This window comes from Ensifer adhaerens (assembly GCF_001270265.1).
Classification (GTDB): Bacteria; Pseudomonadota; Alphaproteobacteria; order Rhizobiales; family Rhizobiaceae; genus Ensifer; species Ensifer adhaerens_B.
The window spans coordinates 1-26,769 of record NZ_LGAP01000025.1 but is presented as its reverse complement, the minus strand read 5'-3'; the positions used below and the strand labels follow the sequence as shown (position 1 = coordinate 26,769).

At 62.6% G+C, this 26,769-nt stretch carries 30 protein-coding genes; 17 read left to right on the top strand and 13 right to left on the bottom strand.

Annotation, left to right across the window (positions count from 1 at the left end; genetic code table 11):
* Positions 1–3: 3 nt before the first annotated feature.
* On the bottom strand, positions 4–2,175 hold the full coding sequence (locus AC244_RS26130; RefSeq protein ID WP_053251749.1) for a CHASE2 domain-containing protein: 2,172 nt from the start codon (positions 2,173–2,175) through the stop codon (positions 4–6).
* Positions 2,176–2,181: 6 nt separating this feature from the next.
* Entirely contained in the window at positions 2,182–3,936 is a 1,755-nt protein-coding gene (locus tag AC244_RS26125; RefSeq protein WP_053251748.1) for an adenylate/guanylate cyclase domain-containing protein, read from the bottom strand.
* Between the two features lie 637 nt (positions 3,937–4,573).
* Between AC244_RS26125 and AC244_RS26120 the strand changes: the two genes are divergently transcribed.
* The 3 genes from AC244_RS26120 to AC244_RS26110 all read left to right on the top strand — a co-directional run bounded on the left by AC244_RS26120 (position 4,574) and on the right by AC244_RS26110 (position 6,427).
* On the top strand, positions 4,574–5,236 hold the full coding sequence (locus AC244_RS26120) for an Asp/Glu racemase (protein ID WP_053251747.1): 663 nt from the start codon (positions 4,574–4,576) through the stop codon (positions 5,234–5,236).
* Positions 5,237–5,437: 201 nt separating this feature from the next.
* Positions 5,438–5,794, top strand: coding sequence for a GNAT family N-acetyltransferase (locus AC244_RS26115; RefSeq protein ID WP_053251746.1), 357 nt, complete (start codon positions 5,438–5,440; stop codon positions 5,792–5,794).
* A 195-nt stretch (positions 5,795–5,989) separates the two neighbouring features.
* On the top strand, positions 5,990–6,427 hold the full coding sequence (locus tag AC244_RS26110; RefSeq protein WP_202596122.1) for a GNAT family N-acetyltransferase: 438 nt from the start codon (positions 5,990–5,992) through the stop codon (positions 6,425–6,427).
* 24 nt (positions 6,428–6,451) lie between these two features.
* Here the strand turns inward: AC244_RS26110 and AC244_RS26105 are convergent, their stop codons facing one another.
* Positions 6,452–6,895 carry a TIGR02594 family protein gene (locus tag AC244_RS26105; RefSeq protein ID WP_053251745.1) on the bottom strand — a complete coding sequence of 148 codons (444 nt, stop codon included), beginning with the start codon at positions 6,893–6,895 and terminating at the stop codon, positions 6,452–6,454.
* Positions 6,896–7,461: 566 nt separating this feature from the next.
* On the opposite strand from AC244_RS26105, the gene AC244_RS26100 reads away from it, so the two are divergent.
* The 3 genes from AC244_RS26100 to AC244_RS26090 all read left to right on the top strand — a co-directional run bounded on the left by AC244_RS26100 (position 7,462) and on the right by AC244_RS26090 (position 8,532).
* Positions 7,462–7,794, top strand: coding sequence for a TetR/AcrR family transcriptional regulator (locus AC244_RS26100; RefSeq protein WP_053251744.1), 333 nt, complete (start codon positions 7,462–7,464; stop codon positions 7,792–7,794).
* A complete protein-coding gene (locus AC244_RS26095) occupies positions 7,791–7,997 on the top strand; it encodes a hypothetical protein (protein ID WP_152976107.1) in 207 nt (68 codons plus the stop codon). The genes AC244_RS26100 and AC244_RS26095 overlap by 4 nt, the downstream gene beginning before the upstream one ends.
* Positions 7,998–8,178: 181 nt before the next feature.
* A complete protein-coding gene (locus tag AC244_RS26090) occupies positions 8,179–8,532 on the top strand; it encodes a DMT family protein (RefSeq protein WP_053251742.1) in 354 nt (117 codons plus the stop codon).
* Positions 8,533–8,628: 96 nt separating this feature from the next.
* On the opposite strand, the gene AC244_RS26085 is transcribed toward AC244_RS26090, so the two are convergent.
* The 4 genes from AC244_RS26085 to AC244_RS26070 form a co-directional block, all read right to left on the bottom strand.
* Positions 8,629–9,501: an RDD family protein gene (locus AC244_RS26085; RefSeq protein WP_053251741.1), complete on the bottom strand. Its 873-nt coding sequence runs from the start codon at positions 9,499–9,501 to the stop codon at positions 8,629–8,631.
* A gap of 96 nt (positions 9,502–9,597) precedes the next feature.
* A complete protein-coding gene (locus AC244_RS26080; protein ID WP_082367139.1) occupies positions 9,598–10,413 on the bottom strand; it encodes an ATP-binding cassette domain-containing protein in 816 nt (271 codons plus the stop codon).
* A 33-nt stretch (positions 10,414–10,446) separates the two neighbouring features.
* Positions 10,447–11,229 (bottom strand): ABC transporter permease subunit, encoded by a 783-nt coding sequence (locus AC244_RS26075; RefSeq protein WP_053251740.1) that lies wholly within the window; start codon positions 11,227–11,229, stop codon positions 10,447–10,449.
* A 100-nt stretch (positions 11,230–11,329) separates the two neighbouring features.
* Positions 11,330–12,283 carry an aliphatic sulfonate ABC transporter substrate-binding protein gene (locus tag AC244_RS26070; protein ID WP_053251739.1) on the bottom strand — a complete coding sequence of 318 codons (954 nt, stop codon included), beginning with the start codon at positions 12,281–12,283 and terminating at the stop codon, positions 11,330–11,332.
* A gap of 80 nt (positions 12,284–12,363) precedes the next feature.
* On the opposite strand from AC244_RS26070, the gene AC244_RS36740 reads away from it, so the two are divergent.
* Complete coding sequence (locus AC244_RS36740) at positions 12,364–12,684, top strand: hypothetical protein (protein WP_152976106.1); 321 nt, start codon at positions 12,364–12,366, stop codon at positions 12,682–12,684.
* A gap of 69 nt (positions 12,685–12,753) precedes the next feature.
* On the opposite strand, the gene AC244_RS26065 is transcribed toward AC244_RS36740, so the two are convergent.
* Together AC244_RS26065 and AC244_RS26060 are read right to left on the bottom strand one after the other, a co-directional pair.
* Complete coding sequence (locus AC244_RS26065) at positions 12,754–13,344, bottom strand: hypothetical protein (RefSeq protein ID WP_053251738.1); 591 nt, start codon at positions 13,342–13,344, stop codon at positions 12,754–12,756.
* 11 nt (positions 13,345–13,355) lie between these two features.
* The gene (locus tag AC244_RS26060; protein WP_053251737.1) at positions 13,356–13,742 is read right to left on the bottom strand and encodes an acyl-CoA thioesterase; all 387 of its coding nucleotides are present in this window, start codon (positions 13,740–13,742) and stop codon (positions 13,356–13,358) included.
* A 214-nt stretch (positions 13,743–13,956) separates the two neighbouring features.
* Here AC244_RS26060 and AC244_RS26055 point away from each other — a divergent pair, with 214 nt between their 5' ends.
* The 8 genes from AC244_RS26055 (at position 13,957) to AC244_RS26020 (ending at position 21,916) form a co-directional block, all read left to right on the top strand.
* Positions 13,957–15,771, top strand: a complete 1,815-nt coding sequence (locus AC244_RS26055; RefSeq protein ID WP_053251736.1) for a methyl-accepting chemotaxis protein — start codon at positions 13,957–13,959, stop codon at positions 15,769–15,771.
* A 289-nt stretch (positions 15,772–16,060) separates the two neighbouring features.
* Positions 16,061–16,612 carry a Kazal-type serine protease inhibitor family protein gene (locus AC244_RS26050; protein ID WP_053251735.1) on the top strand — a complete coding sequence of 184 codons (552 nt, stop codon included), beginning with the start codon at positions 16,061–16,063 and terminating at the stop codon, positions 16,610–16,612.
* Positions 16,613–16,892: 280 nt separating this feature from the next.
* A complete protein-coding gene (locus tag AC244_RS26045; RefSeq protein ID WP_053251734.1) occupies positions 16,893–18,146 on the top strand; it encodes an extensin family protein in 1,254 nt (417 codons plus the stop codon).
* A 752-nt stretch (positions 18,147–18,898) separates the two neighbouring features.
* On the top strand, positions 18,899–19,231 hold the full coding sequence (locus AC244_RS26040; RefSeq protein ID WP_053251733.1) for an ArsR/SmtB family transcription factor: 333 nt from the start codon (positions 18,899–18,901) through the stop codon (positions 19,229–19,231).
* Entirely contained in the window at positions 19,228–19,635 is a 408-nt protein-coding gene (locus tag AC244_RS26035) for a YeeE/YedE family protein (protein WP_053251732.1), read from the top strand. Before AC244_RS26040 ends, AC244_RS26035 begins: the two co-directional genes overlap by 4 nt.
* The gene (locus AC244_RS26030) at positions 19,632–20,120 is read left to right on the top strand and encodes a YeeE/YedE family protein (protein WP_053251731.1); all 489 of its coding nucleotides are present in this window, start codon (positions 19,632–19,634) and stop codon (positions 20,118–20,120) included. The genes AC244_RS26035 and AC244_RS26030 overlap by 4 nt, the downstream gene beginning before the upstream one ends.
* A gap of 111 nt (positions 20,121–20,231) precedes the next feature.
* Entirely contained in the window at positions 20,232–21,158 is a 927-nt protein-coding gene (locus AC244_RS26025) for an ABC transporter ATP-binding protein (RefSeq protein WP_053251730.1), read from the top strand.
* Complete coding sequence (locus tag AC244_RS26020) at positions 21,155–21,916, top strand: ABC transporter permease (protein WP_053251729.1); 762 nt, start codon at positions 21,155–21,157, stop codon at positions 21,914–21,916. The genes AC244_RS26025 and AC244_RS26020 overlap by 4 nt, the downstream gene beginning before the upstream one ends.
* Before the next feature lie 276 nt (positions 21,917–22,192).
* On the opposite strand, the gene AC244_RS26015 is transcribed toward AC244_RS26020, so the two are convergent.
* From AC244_RS26015 to AC244_RS26005, 3 genes are all read right to left on the bottom strand, one after another.
* A complete protein-coding gene (locus AC244_RS26015) occupies positions 22,193–22,894 on the bottom strand; it encodes a TIGR02281 family clan AA aspartic protease (protein ID WP_053251728.1) in 702 nt (233 codons plus the stop codon).
* Positions 22,891–23,112, bottom strand: a complete 222-nt coding sequence (locus AC244_RS26010; protein ID WP_053251727.1) for a DUF1289 domain-containing protein — start codon at positions 23,110–23,112, stop codon at positions 22,891–22,893. The genes AC244_RS26015 and AC244_RS26010 overlap by 4 nt, the downstream gene beginning before the upstream one ends.
* Before the next feature lie 64 nt (positions 23,113–23,176).
* Positions 23,177–23,965: an adenosylcobinamide-GDP ribazoletransferase gene (locus AC244_RS26005; protein WP_053251726.1), complete on the bottom strand. Its 789-nt coding sequence runs from the start codon at positions 23,963–23,965 to the stop codon at positions 23,177–23,179.
* A 151-nt stretch (positions 23,966–24,116) separates the two neighbouring features.
* Between AC244_RS26005 and cobT the strand changes: the two genes are divergently transcribed.
* Both cobT and AC244_RS25995 read left to right on the top strand, forming a co-directional pair.
* Positions 24,117–25,133 (top strand): nicotinate-nucleotide--dimethylbenzimidazole phosphoribosyltransferase, encoded by a 1,017-nt coding sequence (cobT, locus tag AC244_RS26000; protein ID WP_053251725.1) that lies wholly within the window; start codon positions 24,117–24,119, stop codon positions 25,131–25,133.
* 228 nt (positions 25,134–25,361) lie between these two features.
* Positions 25,362–25,775 carry a diacylglycerol kinase gene (locus tag AC244_RS25995; protein ID WP_053251724.1) on the top strand — a complete coding sequence of 138 codons (414 nt, stop codon included), beginning with the start codon at positions 25,362–25,364 and terminating at the stop codon, positions 25,773–25,775.
* A gap of 39 nt (positions 25,776–25,814) precedes the next feature.
* Here AC244_RS25995 and petA read toward each other — a convergent pair whose 3' ends face one another.
* Positions 25,815–26,381 (bottom strand): ubiquinol-cytochrome c reductase iron-sulfur subunit, encoded by a 567-nt coding sequence (petA, locus tag AC244_RS25990; protein ID WP_053251723.1) that lies wholly within the window; start codon positions 26,379–26,381, stop codon positions 25,815–25,817.
* Between the last annotated feature and the right edge of the window lie 388 nt (positions 26,382–26,769).

The following is a 26,769-nucleotide window of genomic DNA, read 5'->3' as shown; positions in this document are numbered from 1 at the left end:
TCGCTATTCGGCGATGCGGCTGGCCTGATCGGCGGGAATATCGATGAAATGGTCGGAGCGGCGGGTGATCCTGCTGTAGAAGGGCACCAGGCCGGGCGTGATCGCCGCCGCCTTGAGCTTTGCCGCGTTGGCAAGACTGCGGCTGGTCGAGGCGCGTGCACGCAGGTTTTCGACCAGTCTCGAATGCAGCCGCTGCAGTTCGCGGAAGTCGAGCGAGGAGGCGACGCCTTCGTCGCCGGCGACGGCAAAGAGCCGGGTTCGCGTCGTCTTTCCTTTCAGCCCCAGGGCGCCTGCTTCCAGCAGCGCGCAATCGGGCAGGGCCTGCGCCGTCGCCTCCGACACGAGAATGTCGAAGCTCACTTCTTTGCAAGCCGCCTCAATGCGGGCGGCGATGTTCACGGTATCGCCGACAGCCGAATAGTTGAAGCGCGTCTCGGCGCCCATATTGCCGACGCAAGCGATCCCCGTATGAATGCCGATGCCGATGCCGACCCCCTGCGCCGCACCGAATCCGAAGGCGTCGTCGGCATTGAGCCGCGCCAGGGTCTCACGCATGCCGAGCGCTGCCCGCAGCGCCTTTCGCGGATGGTTGGCGACGTCGACCGGCGCGTTCCAGAAGGCCATGATCGAATCGCCGATGAATTTGTCGAGCGTGCCCTCGTTGGCAATGACGTGCCGGCTGAGTGCGTCGAGCAGCGTGTTGAGAAAGGCAACGACATCGGTCGGCGCCATGCGCTCGCTGATCTCGGTGAAGTTGCGCACGTCGACGAACATGACGGTGAGCTCGCGATCGTCACCGCCGAGCCGCAGGGCGTTGCGGTTGTGCTCGATGCGGTAGAGCAGAGAAGGCGAGAGGTAGCGGCCGAAGGCCTGGCGGACCTCGCGGCGCTCGCGGTCGGTGACCAGGAAGCGGAAGGCAGTGGCGGAGAAGTGGGTGATCGACGCCGCAAGGATCGGCGCCAGCGGGTCGAAGAGCAGGCCCGCATAGGAGAACGCGACCCAGGAGGTGACCAGCGCCAGCGCGGTGATCGCCAGACCGCAGGCGAGCGCCATGACCGGACTGACGAAGGTCGTCAGCAGCACGAGCAGGCAGCCGGCAATCGCGATCGACAGGATTTCCAGGCCATTGGCCCAGTCCGGGCGCGAGAGGTAGCGGCCGGAGAGGATCTGCTCGACGATCTGGGCGTGCAGCGAGACGCCGGGCACGTTCTGGCCAAGCGCCGTCGTGCGCACGTCCTGCAGGCCGGCGGCGGAGGTGCCGATGAACACGATGCTGCCCTCGATCGCCGCACTGACGTCGGGGGATATGTCATCGTCTTCGAGAATGCGCCGGGCGGAGACATAGCGCTCGGTTGTATCAGGACTGACATAGAGCCAGAGTTCGCCGGAGGCGGTCAGCGGCACGACGAAATCGCCGATCTTGGCGGCTGTCAGTGTATCCTGCAGATCGGGCGCACCGGCAAGGACATAGGTCGAGGCGCCTTGCGCCACGCGCAGTGCCTCCATGGCGAGGCTGGGGTAGAGTTGCTGACCGTCGCTCAGGAACAGGGGCGCCGCGCGTACGACTGCCGAGGAATCGCCGGGGTTGAGACTGATATGGCCGAGGCCGGCGGCATTGCTCTCCAGTTGCGGCCGCAGCGGGGTGGCCGCCCGGATGCGCGGCGGCGCACCGATCGGGCTTTCGCCGGTGAACGCGAATCCGGCCTTGACCGGTGGCAGGTAGCTTCCTTCGTTGGTCAGCCCAAAGCCGAGGACGACGGGCTTTTCCATGATCGACTTGGCAAAGACCTCGTCATTGTCGGGCAGACGCTCAAGCAGTGACGGATCGATTTCGGGGACGTCGCGCAATACGCTGCGCGGCGACAGCCGGTCCGGTTCGGCAAACAGAATGTCGAAGGCGATCGCCGACGCCCCCATCTCCGCTAGCCTGTCCGTCAGTTTCGCCAGCCGGTCTCGCGGCCAGGGCCATTGTCCGAAGGCACGCAGCGAGGCTTCGTCGATATCGACAACCTTGACCGGCATCGCCTCGTAGGCGCGTGGCGACAGCCGTTGATATTCATCGAAGGTGACGTCGCGCGCCTGTTTCAGAAGCTGCGGGTCGTTGGCGCGCAGGAACGTCAGGATGGCAACGACAGCCAGACCGATCACGACGCCAAGCTGTTGCGCACGTGTCATGGCGCCTCACGGAACGGCAGGCAGGCCTGCCTTGCGCAGACCGTCGGTGAAATGCGCGTAATCGGCGGGGTCGACATAACAGGTAAAGATTTGCCAGTAGCGCGGAAGATCGAACGGTGCATTGGCGACGGCTTCATCGATGAGCTTGCAGGCATCCGCCGCGCGCCCGAGTTGACCGAGACAGGTAAGCAGCACGACCAGATTGCAATAGGTTCGCCGCAACAACAGACCGCGCTCGGCGTGGTGCTGCGCTTCCTCGTAATTGCCGAGATGATAGTGGGCAAGCGCGAGCCGGTTGAGGAAGAGATGGGTCACCGGATCGTGCGGGCTCAGCCGCAGGGCCTTGTGCAGCGGATCAAGCGCCTCGGCGAAGCGGCCGATGAAAATGCGGGCCCAGCCGAGCGCCATATAGGCCAGTGCGAGATTGGGGTTGAGATCGATGGCCTGCTGCGCTTCGGCGACGGCTGCATGCGGGCGGTGGGCTGCAAAACTGGCAAGGCACATGACATAGTGCGAATAGGGATCCCGGTCTTCGAGTGCGATGGCGCGCTCGGCTGCGGCGAGCAGTTCGACCTTGTCGCGGTCGATATCGTCGCTGAAACCGAAGAAACATCGGGCGTACAGCGAACGCGCGAGCATCATGTGGGCGCGGCCGAAGTCCGGATCGAGCGCGATGGCGCGGCGATGCCAGTCGATCGCCTCGGAAAAATGCGCGGCCGTGTCCTGGGCATTGTGCAACAGCGTGCCGCGCATATGGCATTCGTAGGCGTCGAGATTCTCGGTGCCGCGCAGCAGCGCGCGGCGGTTTTCACCGATGAGGATTTCCGGTTCGATGGCGGCGACGACGTGCTGGGTGAGTTCGTCCTGGATGGCGAAGATGTCAGCCACCTCGCGATCGAAGCGCTGCGCCCAGAGATGCACGCCGGTCTCAGCCTCGATTAGCTGGCCGGTGACACGCACGCGGCTTCCCGACCGGCGCACGCTGCCCTCGACGATATAGCGCACGCCGAGCTCACGGCCGATCTGCTTCACGTCCACTGCGTGTCCCTTATAGGCGAAGGAAGAGTTGCGGGCGATGACGAAGAACCAGCGACAGAGCGAGAGCCCGGTGATGATGTCCTCGGTCAGCCCGTCGGCAAAGTAGTCCTGGCCGGGATCGTCCGACATGTTGACGAAGGGGAGCACGGCGATCGATGGCTTGTTCGGCAGGCGGAGCGGCATGCCGGGCAGATCGGGCACCGTCGGATCTTCGCGCCAGTCGACGCTGTGCACCAGCACCGGCCGCGGCATGTTTTTGAGCGTCTGCTCGCCGAGCTTGACCATGGGGAAGTCGAGCTTGCCTTCGATCTGGTCATGCAGGGTTCCGGAAATGCAGACGCCGGCCGGTCGTGCCACCTGCTGCAGCCGTGCCGCGACGTTGACGCCGTCGCCCAGCAGGTTCGTGCCCTCGACCACGACGTCACCGAGATTGATGCCGATGCGGAACTCCATACGTTTCTCCGGCGCCAGATCGGCATTGCGACGTTGCAGAGCGCGCTGGATGGCAACGGCGGCGCGAACCCCTTGGACGGCGCTGTGGAACTCGGCGACGACGCTGTCGCCGGCAGTGCTGAAAATGCGGCCGCCATGCTCGGCGACGAGGTCGCCGATCGTGGCACAATAGGTGCCGAGCGTTACGAGCGTACCTTCCTCGTCGGTCGCGACGAGGCGACTATAGCCAGCGACATCGGCAGCGAGGATGACTGCGAGCTTCCGTTCCAAGGGGGCGGGCCCCTCCTGCGGCGTTCAGCTAGAGGAAATTAAGGGTAACGTAATTTAGCAATATCTAGAAGTGTGAAAAGCGCGGCGATCATGTGTCGGCATCGATTGCTGCGCCGATTTTGAGAGCATTTGCGGGCTCATACCAACCTGCGCTGATATTGACCTCTTGCGTGGGACCGTCTGCGGTCATCCGGCAAGGAGCATACCGCAGAGCGATGCCTTACAGCGCCGCGCGTCAAATCTGACGCGCAAAGGACGCTGTAACGCTTTAAACTTGCTGCATAATTTTATCCTTAAATCGGATCCGATTTAAGGAATTATGCCGTAGCATCGGTCGAGGATTGCGACGCTGCCGGTGGCCGACAGACGGCGTCGATAATCCTCACCGGACCGCTTGGGTCCGCTTCCGGTTTTCTCCTTGCCGGAAACCAAAATCGCTCCGGCGCAACAGGTCAATATCAGCGCAGGTTGGTATAGGCGCCCTTTCGTCCGTGGATTGCGCGCTTGAGACGACGAAGAGTCTGCGTTGTGGGTTCTTCAAACGCCGTTTTCACCGGCCGCCTAACGTGCAAGGTATGTCGACGGCGGGTGACTGACACTGGTCGCGAAGCCCGAAACCAGCGTGAGGAAAAACATCTTGATCATCGCCTGCCTGCATACGGCCGATAGCAACGTCGCCGTTTTCGAATCTGCCGCGTGCGAACTCGGCCTTGCAACGGACGTGCTCCGTCACACGGTGCGGCCGGATCTTCTCGAGGCTGCGGAACGGGCAGGCGGGCTCACGGACGCTATAGCCCGCGAGACGGCCGCAGCGCTGACGGCACTGGCAGCTCGGGCCGATGCCGTGCTCCTCACCTGTTCGACGCTTGGGCCGAGCACGGCGAATGTTCGTGAAGCGCCGGTGCCGGTGTTGCGGACCGATGCGGCGCTTGCCGAAAAGGCAGCGGCAGTCGGCGGCAAGGTGGTGGCGCTTTGCGCCGTCGAAACGACCGTGGCGCCGACCACCGCGCTTTTTGCCGAGGCCGCGCAGCGAAGGGGTGTTGCGCTTGAGGTGCGCCTCGTCGCCGGCGCCTGGGCCTTGTTTAGAGCGGGTGACTGCGATGGCTATCTCGCAGCAATCGCCGGTGCTGCCGACGCCGCCTATGGCGATGGCGCGGCAATCGTTGCCCTTGCTCAAGCCTCCATGGCCGGTGCGGCGGATCTCGTGCGTCGAGGACCACGCCCATTGACGAGCCCGACGGCGGGGTTGAGTGCCGCACTGGAACGGATCGCCCAGGCAGCCTCGCCGGTTGCGCGGTGAGTGGAGCGTTTGATAGCCGATTCAGGTATTTAGGAGGAAAGTCTAAATTTCGGAATCCGGTTGCTGGCATCGCGGCCGCGGTGATTGGCGGCTTCGATGCTGGCGGCGGCCTCATGGGCGTTGTCGGCCTGACGATCCAAAACGCCCTCAAGCCGAGACACAAGGGCATCCTCTGGGGCATGTATGTGCTTGAGGAGGCGCGTGGAACCGGCCTGTCGCGTCGAGGCGGTGATCGACGAGGCCAGGGGCAAGGTCGAGCAATTGCAGCTGACGGTGGTGTCGTCCAATGCCGCGGCGATCCAGCTTTATTCCAAACTCGGCTTCGTCGGCTATGGACTCGAGAAGCGCGCCCTTCGTGTCGATGGCCAATATTTCGATGAGATGCTGATGGCCGGCCGCTGGCTTAGCGGTGCAAGGCATCTTGCTCAGGAGGGGGCGATGCGGATCGACGTCCACGAACGGAGATTGTTCCGGGCGCAGACCGTCCGTCGGGTGAGGACCGCATGTGGATGGCGAAGAGACGGGGATAAGCGATTGTCTTCATTGCCAAAGCTCTAGGAACGCACTTCTTGATCCCTTACCCGGTAGCCTTGTCGAAAGACGGTATCGATTGAACGAAAGCCGTCGGTAGGATTCTGCCATGAACGCCTTGATTCGATTGACCTTTGAAGACGACGCACCAGTGCTGCCCGATATCGAGAGATCATCGGGAGAGGCTTTTCGCAGCGTTGCCGACCTTGCGCCGACGACGACGTGCAATCGGTCGACGCGCATCTGGGGTTTGTCCGCGCAGGGCTCTCCTGGGTGGCGGTCGATGATCTTGACCGTCCGCTCGGATTTCTCTGTGCAGAGATCAGCGATGGCGCGCTGCACATCTGGCAACTGGCGGTGCGGCACGAGCATCAGGGACGCGGGCTCGGGCGTGCGTTGATTGCGGCCGCTATCGCCCATGCGTTCGACCGCTCGCTCGCAGAGGTGACGCTGACCACGTTCCGCGAACTCGCGTGGAACGAGCGCTTCTATCGCAAACTCGGGTTCCTGACGCTCGACGAAGAAGGGCTCGACGCACGGCTGACGCAGATCCTGGCGAAGGAGGCGACCTACGACCTGCCGACCGATCGACGTTGCGCGATGCGCCTGTTGCTCGACGATAGGCAGCCAGACGCCGGCAACGATCCCCTGGGTCGCTGACAGCAAACAAGTTTCCTTCGTCGGCTAACGTCTGACAGCAACGACCTGACCGCGGTTGAACTGCGAAACCGTGACGCGACCCGATTGGTTGCCGCCAATCACCCTGGCGGTCGATTTCGACAGGGCGGAGAGGATGCCGACGTGATAGCTGCGGCCGGTGCGCACGACGATGATATCGCCTGGCCGGGCGTAAGTCAGCTTGACCGGCGCACCGAAGCGCAGCCAGGAGCGGGCGATGCCGAAACTCTGTGGTGGCGTTCGGCCGGTCTTGCGGGCAATGAGGCCCATGAAGTGGCCGCACCAGGGGGTGCGGGCCGGATTGATGCCGAGTGCGGCGCGCAGCCGCCTGTTGTTCTTGACCTCGTGCAGGCCGTTGTATTGTTGGGCCTGGGCCAACATGCCCGCCGTGGCCACATCCGGTGTCAAAAGCGCGACATAGGCAGCCGCGAGAAACGCCAGGACCTTCATGGTCAGGTCTCCTTGCCAAGTTGTTTGGTGCGTGCATCCCGGATGAGCCTGGCTAATGCCGGCACTGCCCCCGGTTTTCATCTGCATCGGTCATTGTGTTCGGGAATATCGGCGGTTCGCGCCTGCGCGTTGCACCTTGAACGCAGCATCAGCGCGCCGGCGAACCGCGATGAAACGCGGTGCCAACTTCACGGCGATCGCCGTCGGAGTGTGGTATTCCCCTGCCTGTCCCGTCGGACAGTGCGCGGACTTTGCCCATGCGCTGGAGCAAAATTGTGGCAAAGCGCGCAAAGGGCGAATTTTCGTGCGCTTTCTAATCCATTTGGGTTAGATATCGCTGAATTTCGGCGTCTAGGCGCACTATTTTTGTGTTTCGCCTAGCTGCTGGCATCGGTGCGGCGATCCATTGATCGCATGTTCGAGCCTTAATTAAGGCAGCAATTTTCAACTGTGGCCGAATGCGGTAGAACTGGCAAAGCCATGGAAAGGAACAGGATTTGACGCAGGCAGCCGCGAAGGCCGGGTGACCGCGCACCAAAGCGCCGAAGATCCGGCGGGAGGAGTTGATGGAGGCCGGCGCGGCCCTCTTTCTCGAGCGCGGCTTTCACGCGACGACGATCGATGGCATTGCGACGGCAGCCGGTATCGCCAAGGGAACCTTCCATCTGCACTTCTCTTCGATAGAGGGATTGCTTGCGGCGCTGCGCGAGGCGTTCGTCGCGCTCTACCTCGATCTTGTGGAGGCATCGCCGGCGCGCGCCGAGGGTGGCCGCGGCTGGCGGGTGCCAGGATCGAACGGGCAGTCGCTGCCTATCTCGACAATCTCGCCATGCACGAGCTGGTCTTCGCCGACTTTTCCCGCAGCCGCGAACGCGCCAGTCAGGAGGAATTGGCCGTGATCGACCGGCTGGCGGCCCTGATTGCCGCGGGCGTAAGGACAGACGCATGGTCGGTCGATGATCCGCAGATGCTGGCGACCTTCCTCTTTTATGGCGAGCATGGCGTCGTCGGCCACATGATCGCATCCGGCGGCAGGGATCGCGTTGCACTGATCGAGGCGCTGGCACGGTTCTATTTCAGACTGCTTGGGATCGGGCAATGATCGCCAATACGTCGCGTGTCGACGCAAAATAAAGTCTTTAAAAGAGTTTATCGAAGCTCCTTGAGAGAGTCCTTCAGGTTTCACACGCGGCCGATTGCGCTCCGCGACTGACGTTCACGCTTGTCAGAGCGCGTGCGGCAAGATCATCCTGCCGGAGCGATTCGCGCCTTCGAGGATACTCATGTCGTTTACCGTCAACCCGGCCTATCTCTGGCCGATCCTGATGCTCCTGATCTCCAACGTCTTCATGACGTTTGCCTGGTATGGGCACCTGAAATACACGTCGTCGCCGCTTTACATGGCGATCGTCGCGAGCTGGGGCATCGCGTTCTTCGAGTATTGCCTGGCCGTGCCGGCAAACCGCATCGGCCAAGAGGTCTATACGGCGGCGCAGCTAAAGACGATGCAGGAGGTGATCACGCTGCTGGTATTCGCCGCGTTCTCGGTGTTCTGGTTGAAGGAATCGATCGGCTGGAACCACCTCGTCGGCTTCTCCCTGATCGCGATCGGCGCCTCGTTCATCTTCAAGGGCTGAGCGGATGGCCGGCGAGAGCCATCTGAGTTGGCCGAAGTGACCATGCGATCACAGTCGAGCTACCTGCGAAGACCGCCCGGTGGCGTCATCCGTTGTTCAAGGGACCAAGCCCGCGGGCGAACCTGTCGTTCGGACGACGGTGCGCAGAACGACGCGGCATCCTGCCAGACGATCGTAGATTGTCTGGCCGCGCCAGCGCATGAAGGGAAAGAGCCACCAGATTATTGCGAAGAGCGTGAAGATCAGGAAGTCGGCGAACAAGATGACCTGGACGGGCGCGCCGAAAACAGTCACGGCTTCGATTGCATCCCCCAGAACGTCGCCGGTGCCAAAGATCGTCATCGACAGCAGCATCAGCGGCGCACCCAATGCTGTCAGCAGTATCGACGGCAGCATCCGCAACGTCTCGCGTTTGGCGGCCGAGGCAAACGGCAGCGGTTCGCCATTGTCCTGAACCACGCGCAAGGTGAACAGCCGTTTGCCAGGCGTGGTGCCAAAGCGCGCAATCAGGGCGGCACTGCACAAGCAGAAGAAAAGCAATGGCACGAGTTGGTCCAGAACGCCGCGTCCGAACTGAATGGATTCAAGCTCAAGCGGATTGCCGGCCTCGTCGATCTCGAGACTGATCGAGCGTTGTGCCGGCTTATCACCAGCATCAATCAATGTTGAAACGAACACCCTGCCTTCGGGCACCCCCCAGATGGACGTCACGCAGATCTGGTTTTCACGGGACTGTCCCGGTGCGAGCGACCATTCGCGGTCGATTCTTTCTGCAAACGCGCTAGGCCCAGCGGGTTCGCATTGGGTTGTTGCCGAAACGAAGAAGCGTGGCGCCCAGGGGAGAACGAAGGCGAGGCTGAGCGCAACAGCGACTGCGACGACGTAAAACAGGAGGGAATCGATGACGAAGGCTGCCAGCCGCCGCCATAAGAAACGCGGAAGATTGGTATTGGCGGCCGTCGTGTTCATGCTTCAACCTTCGATGCAGGCAATGATTGCATTGCTTTCATGGAGGGTTGTGTTCGTCAATGTACAGCGCGCCAAACTGCGATCGAAAGCGGCATGTTATCCCCGCCCGAACAATCGATCCAGGATCTGCCCTTCAAGCCGGGCGGTTTCGGGGCTGCCGTGATGGCGGGGGCGGGCAAGCGGGATCGGCAGGTCGAGTGCGATGCGGCCTTCGTCGATAACCACGACACGGTCGGCAAGCGCCACGGCTTCGGCGACGTCGTGGGTGACGAGCACGGCGGTAAACTTCTGCTGCTGCCAGATGCGCTCCAGCAGCTGCTGCATCTCGATGCGCGTCAGGGCGTCAAGCGCGCCGAGCGGCTCGTCGAGTGCCAGGATGAAGGGGTGAGCGACCAAGGCACGGGCAAGCGCCACGCGCTGCTTCTGTCCGCCTGAAAGCACCGACGGCCATTCCTCAGTGCTGTCGGCAAGGCCAACCTCCTGCAGGATCTGCAGCGATAGGTCGCGGGCGACGTCGCCCCTGGCGATGCCGGTCAGGCCGATCTCGACATTGCGGCTGATCCTTGCCCAGGGCAGAAGCCGCGGCTCCTGAAACATGATGCGGCTGCGTCGCTCCGCCGCGCTGCCGCCGGCAACTGTCAGGCTGCCACTGGTCGGACTGTCCAGCCCGGCGAGGATGCGCAGCAAAGTGCTCTTGCCGCAGCCGCTCTTGCCGATGACGGCGACGAACTGACCCTGGGGCACGTCGAGATCGATGCCGTCGAGCACGGTCTTGTCGCCGAAACGCTTGGTGATACCCCGCAGGGAGAAGGCGAGCGGAGCGGTTGGCGGGGCCGGTGAAGGCGCCCGGATCGTCGCAGGCGCGCCGTCCGCCTCCTGTTGCTGTTTCGGATGAAGGGCGATGACGGACATCGGATTATTCCTTTTCGTCGAGATCGGGCTCGGTCAGGCCGGCTGAAACGCCGGGTGCCATTGCAGCGTCAGGCGCTCGAGCAGCCGCGCGAAGCTGTCGGCGAGTTTGCCCAGCAGCGCGTAGATCAGGATGGACAGGATGACGACGTCGATCAGCAGGAACTCCCGCGCCTGCATCGCCATGTAGCCGAGGCCCGAGGAGGCAGCGATCGTTTCTGCAACGATCAGCGTCAGCCACATGATGCCGAGCGCATAACGAAGGCCGACGAAGATGGCGGGCAGGGCGCCGGGCAGGATGACGCGGAAGAAGAGCTCACGCCTCGACATGCCGTAGATCCGGCCCATCTCGACGAGCTGCGGATCGACGCCCTGGATGCCGAGCAACGTGTTGACGTAGATCGGGAAGAAGACGCCGAGCGCGACGAGGAAGAGCTTGGCTCCTTCGTCGATGCCGAACCAGAGGATGACGAGCGGGATCAGCGCCAGATGCGGAATGTTGCGCACCATCTGCAGCGTCGTGTCGGTCAGGTCCCGGCTCAAGCGCGACAGGCCGTTGGCAAGCCCGAAGGCAAAACCGATCGAGCCGCCGATGGCAAAGCCTGAAAGCGCCCGCAACGTGCTGATGCCGATGTTTTCGACAAGTTCTCCGGAGGCGAGCAAGCGGACGAAGGCCGCAAGCACGGCAGAGGGCGGCGCCATCACGCTTTCCGATATCAGGCCGGCGCGGGAAGCCGTTTCCCAGGCGAGGATCAAAGCGGCGGGCAGAAGCCAACCCGCGAGGTTTCGCGCGATGGTGTTCGTTGCGGTCTTGGCCATGACTTGGTCCGTGTTTGCCCAGAGCCTGCTGTCTTCGCGGCGCCGGCGTCGAATCTTCCGTCTCGACGCCGGCCGGTTCTCACCTTGGGAGGGAGAGGGATCAGTTGCCCGGCGCGGTCCAGATCGCATCGGAAATGGTGATCTGCTTGGGGATCAGCCCGAGCTTGAAGAAGCGATCGGCGGTCTGCTGTTGGCCGGCGACGATATCGTCGGTGATCGGCCCGATCGAAAAGACGCTGCGGTTGGCCGCGATCGTCTGGGCTTCGAGCGGCACGCCGGTCACCTCGTGCAGCGCGGTCGCCACCTTGTCGCGGTTGGCGTCAGCCCAGACGGAGGCCTCCTTCAGGGCTGCAATCGTCGTGGTGATGGTCTCGGCATGTTTGGCTGCGAAGTCGCGGCTGGCGAGGAAGTAGGTGTTGACCTTCAAGGTCTCGGCCGAGGTCGTCAGAATGCGTGGCTTGTAGCGCGTTTCGGCGATGGCGAAGAACGGATCCCAGACGGCCCAGGCATCGATCTTGTCGCTGGCGAAGGCGGCGGCCGCATCGGCGGGGCTCAGATAAACAGGGGGGACGTCGCCAAAGCCGATGCCGACTTTTTCCAGTGCCGCGACCACGAGATTGTGGGCACTGGTGCCCTTGCCGACGCCGATCTTCTTGCCTTTGAGGTCCGCGAGCGACTGGATCGGCGAGTCCGGCTTGACGAAGATCGCCTCGCCCTTGCCGTTCGACGGAAGCGCTGCGGCATAGACGATCGCCGAGCCGGCGGCCTGGCCGAAGATCGGCGGCGCGTCGCCGGTCCAGCCGGCGTCGATGGAGCCGACGTTCAATGCCTCGACCAGCGGCGGCCCGGCGGTGAACTCGACCCAGGAAACGGCGATGCCTTTTGGTTCCAGCGCCTTCTCGATCACTTTCTGCTGCTGGGCGACGACCGGCAGGCCGGTCTTCTGGAAGCCGATGCGGAATTCCTTGAGATCCTCGGCCATGACGCCGAAGGAGGCGAGCACTGCGGCGGTGAAGAGGCCGGTGCCGAAAAGCCGTCTGGTCAGTTTGAACATCTGTCCCGCTCCTGTTTGCTGGAGGGCCAAGGGCGCCGTCCGGTGAACTGGGATCAGTGTAAAAGAAGAATATAAAATTTATGGAGTTTGTTTGTTTTGTTGTCGGCGCGCTTTGCGGAACGCTTTTGCGGCAGGACAGGCAGCGCGGGAATAATCGTCATCTCGCAGGTCCGGGTCGCCATTCGCGGGGCGGCGGCTCGCGGGCGCTGACACCGCATCGGGCCTCAGGTTTTCTGGCCGGTTCTCGCATTTTTCTGGCCGGGATGCATGTTGTCACCGGAGTGCAGCTGCTCGGCCACGGATTGTCGTTGCAGAACGTCGCCCATGAGCTCGGCTATGAGAGCGTCAGCGCCTCAGGCTGGTCAGTGGATCAGTTCGATAACCGAGCCACAGAGCCCTGAAACCGTGCAGGTCCAGACGAGCGCCGGAATGGCGACCGGCGTCCGTGACCCCCAAACGATAGGGCGTCCTCAGTCCAAAAGGTCGAAGGCGCGGTACATCCACACCAATTGATAGGTAACCGCGCCGATGAGGAACGCGGCGTGAAAGCGCCGGTTCGGTGTCCAGGCGGCGATCACGCACAGGACGATATAGGTCACGTTGCGGACCGGATATTCCAGCCCATAGGACGCGAAATAGGCCTTTCCCTTGAGCGCGGTGTCGACGAGGTCGACGGCAAAGGCGAGCGCCAGAAACGCGAAGAACCAGCTTCGCCGCGACATGAAGTAATGCTCGTAGTCGCTGTAATCCTCGAGCGTCGTTGGAAACAGCAGCACGCAAAGAAAGAAGAAGACGCAGCAATAGAGGATGACGAAGAGGTAGACGGTCACGTCGAGCACGGGCAGGGCATGGAGATGGAACTCCCACCACCAGAAATGCACGAGGAAGACGAACATGAACAGGACCCAACCGAGGTGGATCCAGTAGACCCTGGTCTTTCCCGGATGCTGCACGAACAGCGCAAGCCCGCTCAGCAGTCTCGCGAGACTGAGACTGACCACCATGCCCATGACGACGCGAATATGCGAGAAGATCGCCGGATCAGGCTGGGTCGGGTCCATGAACGCTGCTCCTATTCGTCCGGTACCGCCTTCGGCTTGCCGTTCTCGTCGAGCGCGACCATGACGAAGATCGCGTCGGTCACCTTTTCCATCAGATGCGAGAGATAGCGCTGCGCCCAGGCCTCGACCTTGAGCGTCATCGATGTGCGTCCGACCTTGACGACATCGGTGTAGATGCAGAGCGTATCGCCGATCTTGACCGGCAGCGCGAAGGCCATTTCCTTCACCGCCGCCGTCACCACGCGGCCGCGGGCCCGCTCGGCGGCGCGGATGCCGCAGGAAAGGTCCATCTGCGCCATCACCCAGCCGCCGAAGATGTCGCCGGCAGCATTGGCGTCGGCGGGCATCGCGAGCGTGCGCAAGGTCAGTTCGCCGGTCGGCTTGTTGTCTGCGGTCATGCGGCCTGTCTCCCTGTTTCGCAAAAGATGTAGCGCATCGTTGCTTCGTCAGGGAAGAGCGCCGGGCGACAAATCGCGCCGGGTCGATGATGTCGAATTCCATTCCTTTCGAAGGTATTAAATGAGAACCGTCAAAATTAGGGATCGTTTGTTAGGGGCTTTGCAAAAGGCCATCCCTATCCTGCACGCTTCTACTGGAGGCAGGGGACTGGGGATGAAGAGATTCAGGATTTCGGTGCGACTGTACGCGCTCGTCGCGTTCGCACTTTTGACGATGGCGGCGGCGCTGACCTTCGGTCTGTTTCAGGCGCAGGACAAGCTCGTCGGCGAGCGCAAGGCGATGCTGTCGGCGATGAACGAGAACGCCATTGCGGTGTTCGACGCGTACCACAAACAGGAGGTTGCCGGCACGCTGTCGCGCGAGGATGCGCAGAAGCGGGCGCTCGAAGCGATCAAGGCGATGCGCTACCAGGGCAGTGGTTACTTCTGGATCAATGACATGCATCCGACGATGATCATGCATCCGATCAAGCCGGAAATGGATGGCCGCGATCTTTCCGCCAACAAGGATCCGAATGGCAAGCACCTCTTCGTCGAATTCGTCAAGACGGTCGAAAAGAGCGGGCAGGGCTTCGTCGATTACTATTGGCCGAAGCCGGACGCCGACGAGCCGGTGCTGAAATACTCCCATGTCGCCGGCTTCAAGCCCTGGGGCTGGGTGGTCGGCACCGGCGTCTACTCCGACGATCTCGCGGCCATGTTCCGCGAGCGCGCCTGGCAGGTGGCGGGTATTCTTTTCGCCGCAGCACTGGCGATCGTGATGGCGGCGCTGGCGATCGTGCGCAGCGTGGTCAAGCCGGTCGAGAAGCTGAAGGCCTCGATGCGCTCGATTGCCGATGAGGACCTGTCATCCGACGTGCCGGAAACCGACCGGGGTGACGAGATCGGCCAGATGGCCAAGGTCCTCGTCGTCCTGCGCGACTCGGTGTGCGAGCGGCTGGAGCTGCGCTCCCGTGAAGCCGAGCAGCAGGACAGGCTGGAGTCCGAGCGGCGCGGTAACGAACAGCGCCAGCGGGCAACCGCCGATGCGCAGGCTGATGCGATGGAAACCGTGGGCGCGGCGCTCGAGCTGCTCGCAAGCGGTGACCTGACGGCCGAAATCGGCCATATCGCCCCGGAATACGGCAAGCTGAGGCAGGACTTCAACACGGCGGTTGCAGCGCTTCGCGACGTGATCGGTTCAATCTCACATTCGACCGAGATCGTCACTGCCAGCGCCGGCGACATTTCGGAAGCGGCCAACAATCTGTCGCGCCGCACTGAACAGCAGGCGGCAGCGCTGGAAGAGACGGCAGCGGCGCTTGACGAGATCACCTCGACGGTGCGCCATTCGTCCGACCGGGCCAACGAAGCGCGCGGCATGGTCAGCGAGACCAAGGCGAGCGCGGCAAAATCCGGCGGCATCGTGCGCAACGCCATCGACGCCATGGGGCGGATCGAGACGTCGTCGAGCCGGATCAGCCAGATCATCGGCGTGATCGACGAAATCGCCTTCCAGACCAATCTTCTGGCGCTGAATGCCGGCGTCGAAGCCGCGCGGGCAGGCGAAGCCGGTCGTGGTTTTGCCGTTGTCGCACAGGAAGTGCGCGAGTTGGCGCAGCGCTCGGCCGGCGCCGCCAAGGAGATCAAGGAACTGATTGGAACATCGGTGCGCGAAGTCGGCGCCGGCGTCGAGCTTGTCCGCTCGACCGGCGATGCGCTGACGGAGATCGAAGCCCTGGTCAACCGTGTCAACGAACAGGTTGCCTCGATTGCAACGGCGGCCCGCGAACAGGCGACCGGTCTGGCGGAGGTCAATACCGCCGTCAACAGCATGGACCAGATGACCCAACAGAACGCCGCGATGGTGGAGGAAACGACCGCGGCAAGCCAGACGCTCGCTGCCGAGAGCCGCGAACTGAAGATGCTGCTGACCAAGTTCCGACTGCAGGAAACTGCCCGGCAAACCGCCTACGGCCGAGCTGCCTGAGCACGACGCCCATAGCGATCAATGAAGGCCTGCGTGCGGAAGCACGCAGGCCTTTTGGCATTTCGGCCCCTAGACGACGCGAGCGAATCGATCGGAAGCGCGGATGTGCGATGGGGGCGGTTCGGCCTTCACTGTCGTTGACGATTTGGGGTTCCGTTCAACCGCTGGTCAGTCCGGCGTGGGGCGGGCTTGACCAATCCGTGTACGGAGATAGATACGGCTGAACGGGAGGTGGAATGATGCGGCATGGCGCCGGGTCGCCCGTCTGCCGGTGCTAGAGGGGATATTCATGGCGCTTCTCAGACTTCTTCTTACGCGGCCGGGGGCGGCTATTCTGCTGGCGCTCGGCTTTCTCTCCGCCTGTACCGTCGTCGTTGACGAACCGAGACCCGGTCCGCGGCCGACCCGTCCGCAGATGTGCACGATGGAATATGCGCCGGTCTGCGGCGCGCGGGGCAACCGCACGCGGACCTTCTCGAATTCGTGCCAGGCGCGAGCCGATGGCTTCAACGTGATCCACCGTGGCGAGTGCCGGCCGGATTACCGCCCGCCGGAACGCGAGCCGCAGGCCTGCACGCGCGAATACGCTCCGGTGTGCGGCCAACGTGGCCGCCAGCAGCAGACATTCTCGAATGCCTGCATGGCGCGCGCCGATGGCTTCCGGGTGGTTGCGCCCGGCGAATGCCGCCGTGACGACGACCGTCCGCCGCAGGGCCAGTTCTGCACACGCGAATACGCGCCGGTCTGCGGCCAACGCGGCAACCGGATCCAGACCTTCCCGAACTCCTGCGAGGCGGGTGGCGCCGGCTTCCGGGTCGTTCACCCCGGTGAATGCCGCTAAGCACAGTTATGCAAGAAAAGTGAAACAGGCCCGCGCAGAGCGATCTTCGCGGGCCTTTCGCTGCGCGCCGTCTGCGCATTGCTAAGCCGCGCACCTGCCGGATGTTGGGTGCCGCTCGCAAGGCTTCATTTACCGTGTTTGCATAAAATACGCCTCAAATCGGGCTTTTTCGGCGGCGTGCCCGGCTTGCGACACAGGCGGCCTGCACCGTTTTGATGTCGGGGTGAGTGCGGCGCGGCGATGTCTTAAATATCGCCCTGGATGAAGGCGGCAAATCGGTATGGCGTATGTTCCCTCTCTCCATCGTCCGTTGACGGCATTCGTGCTGTCGATCTCGCTTGTTGCCTGCACCACCGATGTGTTGACGCCCTCGGCGCGCATAGACAGCGGTGAACGGGTTGGTGCGATCAGGTCCGTTCCGGTCGATGCCGTGCCGGAGCAGGAGGTCGCGGCCTATCCCTCCGGAGAGCCGGTTTCGACTTTCAGGAATGGCGGCGGCAATGAAATGCCCGTTGAGCCGCGCCAGCAAACACGCCGCCCCCTGCCGATGATCGACAGCGAAGAGGCGGCACTTTCCGGCGCCCAGCAGGTCAACACCGGCTCCACCGCCATTCCTGCCGAAGGCGTCAATATGGACGCCATGCTCGGCGTGCAGCCGGTGGTCGGGCTGGCGGAGGAGCAGAGCAGCGAGATTGCCGAGGGCAATGCCAGCCAGCCCGTCGTCGGCGGCATCGGCGAGGAGAATGTCCGCCAGCTCGGTAGCCCGCCGCAGACCTTGAACGAGGCCCAGGCGAGCCTTGGCGGCGACCCGGATCTGCCGCCTTTGACTGCCGAACAGATTTCAGCCGAAGAGGCGCAGCGCGCCCGTGCCTTCGAGCGGCAGAAGGCCATGCAGAGAGCCCAGGAACCGCAGCAGGTGGCGATGCTGCCGCGCATGCGCAATCCGCTATCGACGCCGGAGAGGCAATATACCGGCGAGATGCCGGGCTCGGAGATCGCCTGCCGGAAGCGCCTGCGCAAGCTCGGCGTCGAGTTTCGCGATATCCCGCGCATCAGCAACGGCCCTTCCTGCGGCATCGACTATCCGATCGAGCTCAGCGGCCTGTCCGGGGGCATCGACGTCAAGCCCGCAGTCAAGCTCAACTGCGAAGTGACCGAAGCCTTTGCGAAATGGGTGAAATACGAACTGGCGCCATCGTCGCGCTATCGCTACTGGTCCGGCGTCAAGACGATCAAGCCGCTCGGCGGCTATTCCTGCCGCACCATGAACTCGCGCCGGGGCAACCCGATGTCCGAGCATGCGCATGGCAACGCCATCGATGTCGGCAAGTTCGTGTTGAAGAACGGCAAGGAAATCGACGTGCGCAAGAAAGGCTTCTTCGCCTTCCGCGAGAAGGGGCTTTTGAAGGCCGTTCGCACCGACAGCTGCAAGTACTTCAATACGGTTCTCGGCCCGGGCAGCGATCCCTTTCACAAGGATCATTTTCACTTCGACCTGAGGACACGCAAGACCGGTTACCGCCACTGTGATTGATGGCGATGGCTGACCCGTCTTGCATGCAGGCAAAAAAATGGCCGGCGGGGGAGCCGGCCGACGTCCGGATAAGGGGTCTCCGGAACTGAAGCGATGCGTGCAAATCACGTGGCGGGCAGGCCGCGTGCCGTGCCAAACTGATTGAGAAGCATCACCGTTTCGTGACAGAACTGCCACGTCGGCGGCAATTCTTCGCCGGATTCTCACCGTCCCGATTGGAGTGGCGTGTTGATCCCGATCCCCGGTCTGTTTGGGCCGCGCCAGCCTGCCGCCGCTTTCAACCGGTTTCATCAACTCGATCGCCGTTGGCCGGATCACTCCAATCACATTGCTGGTTGCACCGCTCGGCGTGGCGGCGGCCCATGCCATGAACCGGCGCCAGCTTGAGGCGGATTCCGCATTTTCATAATCCTGGTTGCAATGCGCTTTTTCTACAGCCTTTACGGATAAGTCGTTTTTATACCGTAGGTTTTAGCGCTCCCTCATGGTTGATTCCGAAAATAGACCCAACTTTGGCGCGCTGCTTTCCGGTTGCTCCCAATTGTAACAATCTGACTTTGCTATATGATTTTCATCGTCCTCGTCGGTGCGGGCCGACGGTAGGTGGTAACGTGTTTGTGTGTCGTCTATCGTGTCGATAAGTAATACCATAATATATTACTTCATATAACAATCATGGATAGAATCCGGGCTTGTCCCGGACGCGTCATTTTCGGGGCTCCACTCACTCCTTGGCACGACAGGAGGAAGGCATGGGAACTGTAATGCGATTTCCAGGGGTGCGCGCCGATATGACTGCGCATGCCACAGAAGTTTCGCAGATCCTGCGCACGCTTGCCAACCGCAACCGACTGCTGATCGTCACCACGCTTCTCGAAGGGGAACATTCGGTGGCGGCATTGGAGGAATTGCTCGGTATCCGTCAGCCGACGCTGTCGCAGCAACTGACCGTACTGCGCGATGCGGGCGTCGTTTCGACGCGGCGCCAGGCCAAGCAGGTTTTCTACCGCCTGACCCATGATAAGGTCGCCCGACTCGTGGGCGCGCTTTGTCAAATCTTCTGTCGCGAAGGCAAGAAAACATGAATGAGTACTGGAATGCGCTTGCCGGAGGACTTCTGATCGGGCTTTCGGCGGCGATCCTAATGGTGGCCAATGGTCGTGTGGCCGGTATCAGCGGAATTGCCGGAAGGCTGTTGCAGGGTGTCCAGGCCACCACCGGGATCGTCTTTGTTCTTGGCCTGATAGCGGGGCCCGTGGTCTACCGTCTTTTCGCTGGCACCTGGCCGACCGTTACCGTCACGTCCTCCTGGCCATTGCTCGTGGTCGGCGGGTTGCTTGTCGGTTTTGGTTCGCGCATGGGCTCGGGCTGCACCAGCGGTCACGGCGTCGTCGGTCTCGCCCGGCTTTCTCGCCGGTCGATCGCAGCGGTTGTCACCTTCATGATCGCGGCCGTCGTCACCGTCTATCTCCAAGGTTATTTCCAATGAGCGGCAGCGTATTCTCGCGCCTGTTGGCAACGCTTGCCTCCGGGGTCATCTTCGGAATCGGCCTGTCGCTCTCCGGCATGCTGGATCCGGCCCGCGTTCGCGCTTTCCTCGACATCACGCGCGACTGGAATCCGTCGCTTGCCTTCGTACTCGGCGGCGCGGTTGCCGTCTCAGCACTCGGCGTCCTCATGACCCGGCGCATGCAGCGGCCGCTGCTCGACGACGCCTTTCATTTGCCCGCGAACCGCGTGATCGACCGCCGGCTCATCATCGGCTCGGCGATCTTCGGCGTTGGCTGGGGTCTCGTCGGCCTTTGCCCCGGGCCGGCGCTCGCATCCCTTTCACTCGGCCTGCCGGCGACGGCGCTTTTCGTGGTCGCCATGCTTGCCGGCATGGTGCTGCACGACCGATTGCAGCGCGTGGGGCCTCGTCTGCAAGGACAGGGAAATGACCGGATCGGATTGGAAAGCGGCCGATTGCCCTGATGTTGACGCTCCGTCAACTTGTTTTTTGCGGGGCGCGGGCTGCAAATCGCGATGAATCGGCCCATATAGGCGAGACCTGCCGACTTCGCTCCCCGCATCCGGATCAGCTTCATGGCGCCAATCGTTTCCGTTTCCAATCTTTCGAAAACCTATGCCTCGGGCTTCAAGGCGCTGAAAGGCGTCAGCCTCGATATCGAGCAGGGCGAGATCCTGGCGCTGCTTGGTCCGAACGGGGCAGGTAAGACCACGCTGATCTCGATTATCTGCGGCATCGTCAATCCGAGTGGTGGTACCGTTAAGGTCGGCGGTCATGACGTCGTGCGCGATTTTCGCGAGACGCGGTCGATGATCGGCCTGGTGCCGCAGGAACTGACGACGGATGCCTTCGAGACGGTCTGGAACACCGTCACCTTTTCGCGCGGCCTGCACGGCAAGAAGCCGAATCCGGCGCATATCGAAAAGGTGCTGAAGGATCTGTCCCTCTGGGACAAGAAGGACAACATGCTGCGCGAGCTTTCGGGCGGCATGAAGCGGCGTGTGCTGATCGCCAAGGCGCTGTCGCACGAACCGCGCGTGCTCTTCCTCGACGAGCCGACCGCCGGTGTCGACGTCAGCCTGCGCAAGAGCATGTGGGAGGTCGTGGAACGGCTGCGCGCCTCTGGTGTGACGATCATCCTGACGACCCACTACATCGAAGAGGCGGAAGAGATCGCCGACCGCATCGGCGTCATCAATGGCGGCGAGATCCTGCTGGTGGAGGACAAGACCGCTCTGATGTCAAAGCTCGGGCGCAAGCAACTGCGTGTCGACCTGTCGCATCCGTTGGAAGCCGTGCCCGAAACGCTCTCGACCTACAACCTGACGCTCGAGGGCGATGGTCATTGTCTGATCTACGACTATGACACCAGCGCCGAGCGCACGGGCATAACCTCGCTGCTGGCGGCGCTCGCCGAAGCCGGCGTACGCCTCAAGGACATCTCCACGCGGCAGAGCTCGCTGGAGGATATTTTCGTCGAGATCGTGGGAGCAGGACGATGAACATCGAAGCGATCAAGTCGATCTACTTCTTCGAGATGGCGCGCACGCGGCGCACCCTGCTGCAGAGCGTGGTGTCGCCGGTCATTTCCACCTCGCTCTATTTCATCGTCTTCGGCGCGGCGATCGGCGCGCGCATCCAGGAGATCGACGGCGTTTCCTATGGCGCCTTCATCACGCCGGGTCTGATCATGCTGACCCTGTTGACCCAGTGCATCGGCAACGGCTCCTTCGGCATCTATTTCCCGAAGTTCACCGGCACGATCTACGAGGTGCTGTCCTCGCCGGTGTCGATGATCGAGATCGTGCTCGGCTATGTCGGGGCGGCGGCGACCAAGGGGGTGATGATCGGCACGATCATCCTCTTGACCGCTTCGCTGTTCGTCGATCTTTCGATCGCCCATCCCCTTGCCATGGTGTTCTTCTTCGTGCTGACGGCCGTTTCGTTCAGCCTGTTCGGCTTCATCATCGGCATCTGGGCCAAGGACTTCGAACAGTTGAACCTGATCCCGATGCTGGTCATCCCGCCGCTCGTGTTCCTTGGTGGCAGCTTCTACTCGATCGACATGTTGCCGCCATTCTGGCAGGCGGTCAGCCACTTCAACCCGGTGCTCTATCTCATCAGCGGCTTTCGCTGGAGCTTCTTTGAAGTGTCCGACGTCAATCCGGTCTTCAGCGCGGCGATCATCCTGGTGTTCCTGGCGGTCTGTCTGTCGGTGCTCGCCTGGATCTTCCGCACCGGCTACCGGCTGCGGAACTGATGATGGTGAGGCGGGTCGGTTCGTTGGACAAGCATTTCCAGGAAAAGTGCGAAGCGGTTTTCCGTCAGGAAATGCGAAAAAACAAAGAGATAGAGTGTTTCCGCGGCTCCGCCTAAGGCGGAAACGCTCTAACGCCCGCACCCACTCCGTACGACCTTGGTTTGCGGCGCGCACAAATCGTCCGGTGGGTTTTAGTGTCAGAGCGAATGACCCGTGGATATGGGGGTCGCCTGGCATCATCAACAGACGCCAAGAATCGTTTATCGCAACCGCCGATCAGTCGCGCAGCCGGAGCTCGTCTGTGCGCATCTGCAGGAAGTCGAGCGTCGACAGGAAACTCATGCCGAGCAGGCTCTGGTCGAGCTTGCCTTCGGCCGCGACCGTTGCGCGGATATCGTTGCGCACGATCGGCCCGATGGCGATCTCGGAAAGCAGAACGGGTGCTGCCATCGCCTGACCATTGGCGGTCATGACCGTCATCGTGTAGCTCAGGTTCGCCGGATCAAGCCCGATGCGCTCGGCATCTTCGTAGGTCAGCGCAATGCTGCTGGCACCGGTATCGACCAGCATGTTGATGTCCTTGCCGTTGACCGTTGCATTGGTCTCGAAGTGGCCGTTGATCATCTTCTGCAGCACCACCTCCTGGCGGCCCTGGCTGTCGATGATGACCGTCGCGCGGCCGGGTATGAGGCCGGAAAGCACCCGGTTGCCGAAGCCCTGAATCTCGAATCGGTAGACATAGGCTGAAACAAGGGCCAGCACGATAAGCAGCCAGATCGCCGCCTGCCGGGCGCCTGCGCCAAAGCGGCGACGGCTTTGCCAGATACCGGCGCTCAAGAGTGTGGCAATTGCGCCGAGCGACACGAGCTGGCCGAAATCGTCATTCGCCAGTCCGAAGGTGCGGCCGGCGTCGTGGTTGACGATCAGCAACAGGAGGCCGATCGCAAGGATCGAGAGCAGAATCAAAAGGCGTGTCATGCGTCTCCGCGTTCCCTTGCCATGCGGGTGCGGCGCGTCTCGCGCCGGGGCTTTCGCTCCATCGTTTCAAGCCTTGCCGGCAGGGCCAACATGATCGTGTGTCGGTCGGCGTCGGTGTAGAGCGTCCAGGCGCCGATCTCGTCGCGCGTCCGGCCGCAGCCGAAACAGTAGCCGGTCCTGTCGTCGATCGAACAGACGAGAATGCAGGGAGATTCCATGGTCCTGAGCTGAAGGTCCTGAGTTGCGGCGCTGGCCGTTGTTTCGACTGATTATATCGGCTTTTCAAACTGTCAGTGCAAGGGCGCCGAGGATGGCGATTTCCGTCAGTTGCTGTGTCGCGCCGATGGTGTCGCCGGTGTGGCCACCGATCTTGCGGTTGGCGAGACGGCCAAAGGCGGCAACGGTTGCGACGAAGGCGACAAGTGTGAGAATGAGGGCGATTGCCGGAGCCTTGGCGAAATAGAAGAGCAGCATCGCGGCAAGGACGCCTGAGCCAAGCGCAAACGACGCGGCTGCCGGGTCGGGTTCGCCGGCCGAGGCTGCAATGCCGTCGCGGCGAGCCGGCGGCAGGCGCGACCAGTGCCAGACCATGGCCGCACGGCTGAGGGCGGCAGTGCCCAGGATCATCAGCCCGGCGCCGGTCGGCGTGAACAGCGGCAGGAAGGACGCCAGCGCCGATACGCGAAGGCCGAAGGAGAGGATCAGCGCAACGGCGCCATAGGAGCCGATGCGGCTGTCCTTCATGATCACCAGCGCCGCTTCCCGGTCGCGCCCGCCGCCGAAGCCGTCGGCCATATCGCCGAGCCCATCCTCGTGCAGACAGCCTGTCACCAGCGCTTGCACGGCGACGACCAGGAAGGCCGTAAACAGGGAGCTGACCTGGAACGCCATCAGCAAGGAGGCGATGGCGGCTGCGGGCAGGGCGATCAGCAGCCCCGCCAACGGAAAGGCGCGAACGGCACGGTTCAGCCGGCCGTCATAATCGACGAAATGGCGTTGCGGCATATGGATGCGGCTGAGGAAGGCGACCGAGCGCGCCAGATCGTCACAAAAGTCGCGAAGATAGGTCATGGCCCCTCCAACCCCGGGTGCGCCGAATCGACGCCCGTTCGCCGGATCATGCTCCGGCGACACGGATTGGCGCAAATGTCGTTGCCCGAAATTTCCGCGCCCTCTATGAGGAGCGTGGATTGAGCTTCACGATATGCAAGGATTCCTCCCCATGAGTGCCAGCGGCCTGCCGTTTGATGATTTCCGCGAATTGTTGCGCAACCTGCCGGGCCCGAATTCGGCCGCGCTGGCTGCCGCGCGCGATCGCGATGCGCAGCTGACGAAGCCGCCGGGCGCGCTTGGGCGCCTCGAGGAGATCGCCTTCTGGCTCGCCGCCTGGACGGGCAAGCCGCCGGCGGTCAATCGGCCGCTTGTCGCGATCTTCGCCGGCAATCACGGCGTCACCCGTCAGGGCGTTACGCCATTTCCGTCGTCGGTCACGGCACAGATGGTCGAGAACTTTGCCGCCGGCGGCGCCGCAATCAACCAGATCTGCGTCAGCCACGATCTCGGCCTGAAGGTCTTCGACCTCGCGCTCGATTATCCCACCGGCGATATCACCGAGGAGGCTGCCCTTTCCGAGCGCGACTGTGCGGCCACCATGGCCTTCGGCATGGAGGCTGTCGCCGGCGGTACCGATCTCTTGTGCATCGGCGAGATGGGCATCGGCAACACCACGATCGCTGCTGCGATCAATCTCGGCCTTTACGGCGGCTCCGCGGAAGACTGGGTCGGGCCGGGCACAGGCTCGGAAGGCGAGGTCCTGAAGCGCAAGATCGCTGCGGTCGAAAAGGCGGTCGCGCTGCATCGCAATCATTTGTCCGACCCGCTCGAATTGATGCGGCGTCTCGGCGGTCGCGAGATCGCCGCCATGGCCGGCGCCATCCTGGCCGCCCGCATGCAGCAGGTCCCCGTGATCATCGACGGTTATGTGGCAACCGCTGCAGGCGCGATCCTCAAGGCCGCCAATCCGTCGGCGCTCGATCATTGCCTGATCGGCCACGTCTCCGGCGAGCCCGGCCATATGCGGGCGATCGAGAAGCTCGGCAAGACGCCGCTGCTCGCGCTCGGCATGCGCCTTGGCGAAGGCACGGGCGCAGCACTTGCCGCCGGCATCGTCAAGGCTGCCGCCGCCTGCCACGGCGGCATGGCGACGTTTGCGCAGGCTGGCGTCAGCAACAAGAACTGACGAAGAAACGGCGGGCTTTCGCGCAAAGGCCCATCGTTTGCTGTCGATTGCCTGTCGCAGGCACCACACTTGTCTGCGGCGGGCTTGATGGTCGCATTCTTCTCGCCTATCCAGAGGCGCATATGCACGCCGCAGCCACCCGTCGGCTCCCTCTGCAACCGGGACCGCCTTGCATTCGCCTCAATAACGATGTCGAAGCAGCGCAGTTTTATAGACAGTCGAGATGAAATGGACGCCAACAATACCACGCCCCGCCGCGGCCAGACCGGACCGGTCGAAAAGCAGACCGGAATCCGTCATCTGTTCGCTGCCGCCAGCTATTCGCTGGGCGGCGCCAAGCGGCTGATCGGCGAGGCTGCGTTCCGGCACGAGCTGATCGCCTTTGCGATGGCCATGGTCGCGTTCGTCATTGCCGGCGCCACCTTCTTCCAGTACGTCGCCATGGCGATCCTGTTCCTGCTGATGATGGCCTTTGAGGCGATCAACACGGCGATCGAAGAGATCGTCGACCGCGTGTCGCCGGAGATCTCGGAGATGGGCAAGAACGCCAAGGACCTCGGCTCCTTCGCTTGCATGTGCCTGATCGTCGCGAATGTGGTCTATGCCGGCTACGTCATTTTTGTCTCGGCTCTCATCGACTGAGACGACACATCTCGGGGCGAAACGGGCGCACGACGTGCGCTAACCGATCTTGATGACGGTATCGGAGATAAACTCCATCGGCGGTATCGCCAGGTTCTCCGAGGCAGGACCCTTACGGACGCGGCCGGCCGTGTCGTAGTGCGAGCCGTGGCAAGGGCAGAACCAGCCGCCGTATTCTCCGGCCTGGCCGAGCGGGATACAGCCGAGGTGGGTGCAGACGCCGACCATCACGAGCCAGTTCTCTCGTCCTTCTCCGGCCGAGCGCGCAAGATCGGTGGCCGGCTGGTCCCTGGGAAGATTGGCGTTACGCGCCACTGGGTCCTTGAGTTCGTCGATCGCGACCGCTTTCGCCGCCTCGATCTCCTTGGGCGTCCTGTGGCGGATGAAGACCGGGCGGTTGCGCCACCTGAGCGTCATCGACGCCCCCTCCTCAAGCGAGGCTACGTCGACCTCGATCGAGGCCATCGCCAGCGTCGAGGCGTCAGGATTCATCTGGTTTAAGAACGGCCACGAAGCACCAGCCAGTCCAACTGCGCCCGCAATGCCGGTCGAAAGATAGAGGAATTCACGCCTCGTCGGTTCCCTTTCTTCAGTGAATATGTTCATGCCACAGCGCTCCTTCCGTCGCGCCACGCGGTCGAGCGACATGCCCCTGGCGGAGGGTCAGAAGGGATGTCCGACCTTCGGCTATCGCGGTTGCAATGCAAGCGTGGCGGTATCCGACATTTATCGTGCAATCTTATCCTTAATTCGCTCCGGAATTAAGGTGTTACATTGCGATGGCGCTTACAGCGCCGCGCGTCTTATCAGACGCGCGAAGGCCGCTGTAGCACCTTGAATCGCTGCATGTTTTTGTCCTTAAATCGGATACGATTTAAGGAAACATGCAGTAGGGAGGCTGGCGGCGCCGATGGAGGTCGCGACCGCACACTGCCCGCAGGTGGCGGCACGAGCTGTTTCAGCGGATGCGGATCAGGCGAAGCTCTTGCGGCGG

What these genes read in the sequence shown, in the direction of transcription:
- cobT (WP_053251725.1), top strand. Translation starts at nt 24,117, where the DNA reads ATGAGTGCCAGCGGCCTGCCGTTTGATGATTTCCGCGAATTGTTGCGC.
- AC244_RS26085 (WP_053251741.1), bottom strand. Translation starts at nt 9,501, where the DNA reads ATGAACACGACGGCCGCCAATACCAATCTTCCGCGTTTCTTATGGCGG.
- AC244_RS26055 (WP_053251736.1), top strand. Translation starts at nt 13,957, where the DNA reads ATGAAGAGATTCAGGATTTCGGTGCGACTGTACGCGCTCGTCGCGTTC.
- AC244_RS26100 (WP_053251744.1), top strand. Translation starts at nt 7,462, where the DNA reads ATGGAGGCCGGCGCGGCCCTCTTTCTCGAGCGCGGCTTTCACGCGACG.
- petA (WP_053251723.1), bottom strand. Translation starts at nt 26,381, where the DNA reads ATGAACATATTCACTGAAGAAAGGGAACCGACGAGGCGTGAATTCCTC.
- AC244_RS26070 (WP_053251739.1), bottom strand. Translation starts at nt 12,283, where the DNA reads ATGTTCAAACTGACCAGACGGCTTTTCGGCACCGGCCTCTTCACCGCC.
- AC244_RS26090 (WP_053251742.1), top strand. Translation starts at nt 8,179, where the DNA reads ATGTCGTTTACCGTCAACCCGGCCTATCTCTGGCCGATCCTGATGCTC.
- AC244_RS25995 (WP_053251724.1), top strand. Translation starts at nt 25,362, where the DNA reads ATGGACGCCAACAATACCACGCCCCGCCGCGGCCAGACCGGACCGGTC.
- AC244_RS26035 (WP_053251732.1), top strand. Translation starts at nt 19,228, where the DNA reads ATGAATGAGTACTGGAATGCGCTTGCCGGAGGACTTCTGATCGGGCTT.
- AC244_RS26030 (WP_053251731.1), top strand. Translation starts at nt 19,632, where the DNA reads ATGAGCGGCAGCGTATTCTCGCGCCTGTTGGCAACGCTTGCCTCCGGG.
- AC244_RS26050 (WP_053251735.1), top strand. Translation starts at nt 16,061, where the DNA reads ATGGCGCTTCTCAGACTTCTTCTTACGCGGCCGGGGGCGGCTATTCTG.
- AC244_RS26045 (WP_053251734.1), top strand. Translation starts at nt 16,893, where the DNA reads ATGGCGTATGTTCCCTCTCTCCATCGTCCGTTGACGGCATTCGTGCTG.
- AC244_RS26060 (WP_053251737.1), bottom strand. Translation starts at nt 13,742, where the DNA reads ATGACCGCAGACAACAAGCCGACCGGCGAACTGACCTTGCGCACGCTC.
- AC244_RS26015 (WP_053251728.1), bottom strand. Translation starts at nt 22,894, where the DNA reads ATGACACGCCTTTTGATTCTGCTCTCGATCCTTGCGATCGGCCTCCTG.
- AC244_RS26020 (WP_053251729.1), top strand. Translation starts at nt 21,155, where the DNA reads ATGAACATCGAAGCGATCAAGTCGATCTACTTCTTCGAGATGGCGCGC.
- AC244_RS26105 (WP_053251745.1), bottom strand. Translation starts at nt 6,895, where the DNA reads ATGAAGGTCCTGGCGTTTCTCGCGGCTGCCTATGTCGCGCTTTTGACA.
- AC244_RS26025 (WP_053251730.1), top strand. Translation starts at nt 20,232, where the DNA reads ATGGCGCCAATCGTTTCCGTTTCCAATCTTTCGAAAACCTATGCCTCG.
- AC244_RS26080 (WP_082367139.1), bottom strand. Translation starts at nt 10,413, where the DNA reads ATGTCCGTCATCGCCCTTCATCCGAAACAGCAACAGGAGGCGGACGGC.
- AC244_RS36740 (WP_152976106.1), top strand. Translation starts at nt 12,364, where the DNA reads ATGGAGTTTGTTTGTTTTGTTGTCGGCGCGCTTTGCGGAACGCTTTTG.
- AC244_RS26075 (WP_053251740.1), bottom strand. Translation starts at nt 11,229, where the DNA reads ATGGCCAAGACCGCAACGAACACCATCGCGCGAAACCTCGCGGGTTGG.
- AC244_RS26010 (WP_053251727.1), bottom strand. Translation starts at nt 23,112, where the DNA reads ATGGAATCTCCCTGCATTCTCGTCTGTTCGATCGACGACAGGACCGGC.
- AC244_RS26130 (WP_053251749.1), bottom strand. Translation starts at nt 2,175, where the DNA reads ATGACACGTGCGCAACAGCTTGGCGTCGTGATCGGTCTGGCTGTCGTT.
- AC244_RS26005 (WP_053251726.1), bottom strand. Translation starts at nt 23,965, where the DNA reads ATGACCTATCTTCGCGACTTTTGTGACGATCTGGCGCGCTCGGTCGCC.
- AC244_RS26040 (WP_053251733.1), top strand. Translation starts at nt 18,899, where the DNA reads ATGGGAACTGTAATGCGATTTCCAGGGGTGCGCGCCGATATGACTGCG.
- AC244_RS26065 (WP_053251738.1), bottom strand. Translation starts at nt 13,344, where the DNA reads ATGGACCCGACCCAGCCTGATCCGGCGATCTTCTCGCATATTCGCGTC.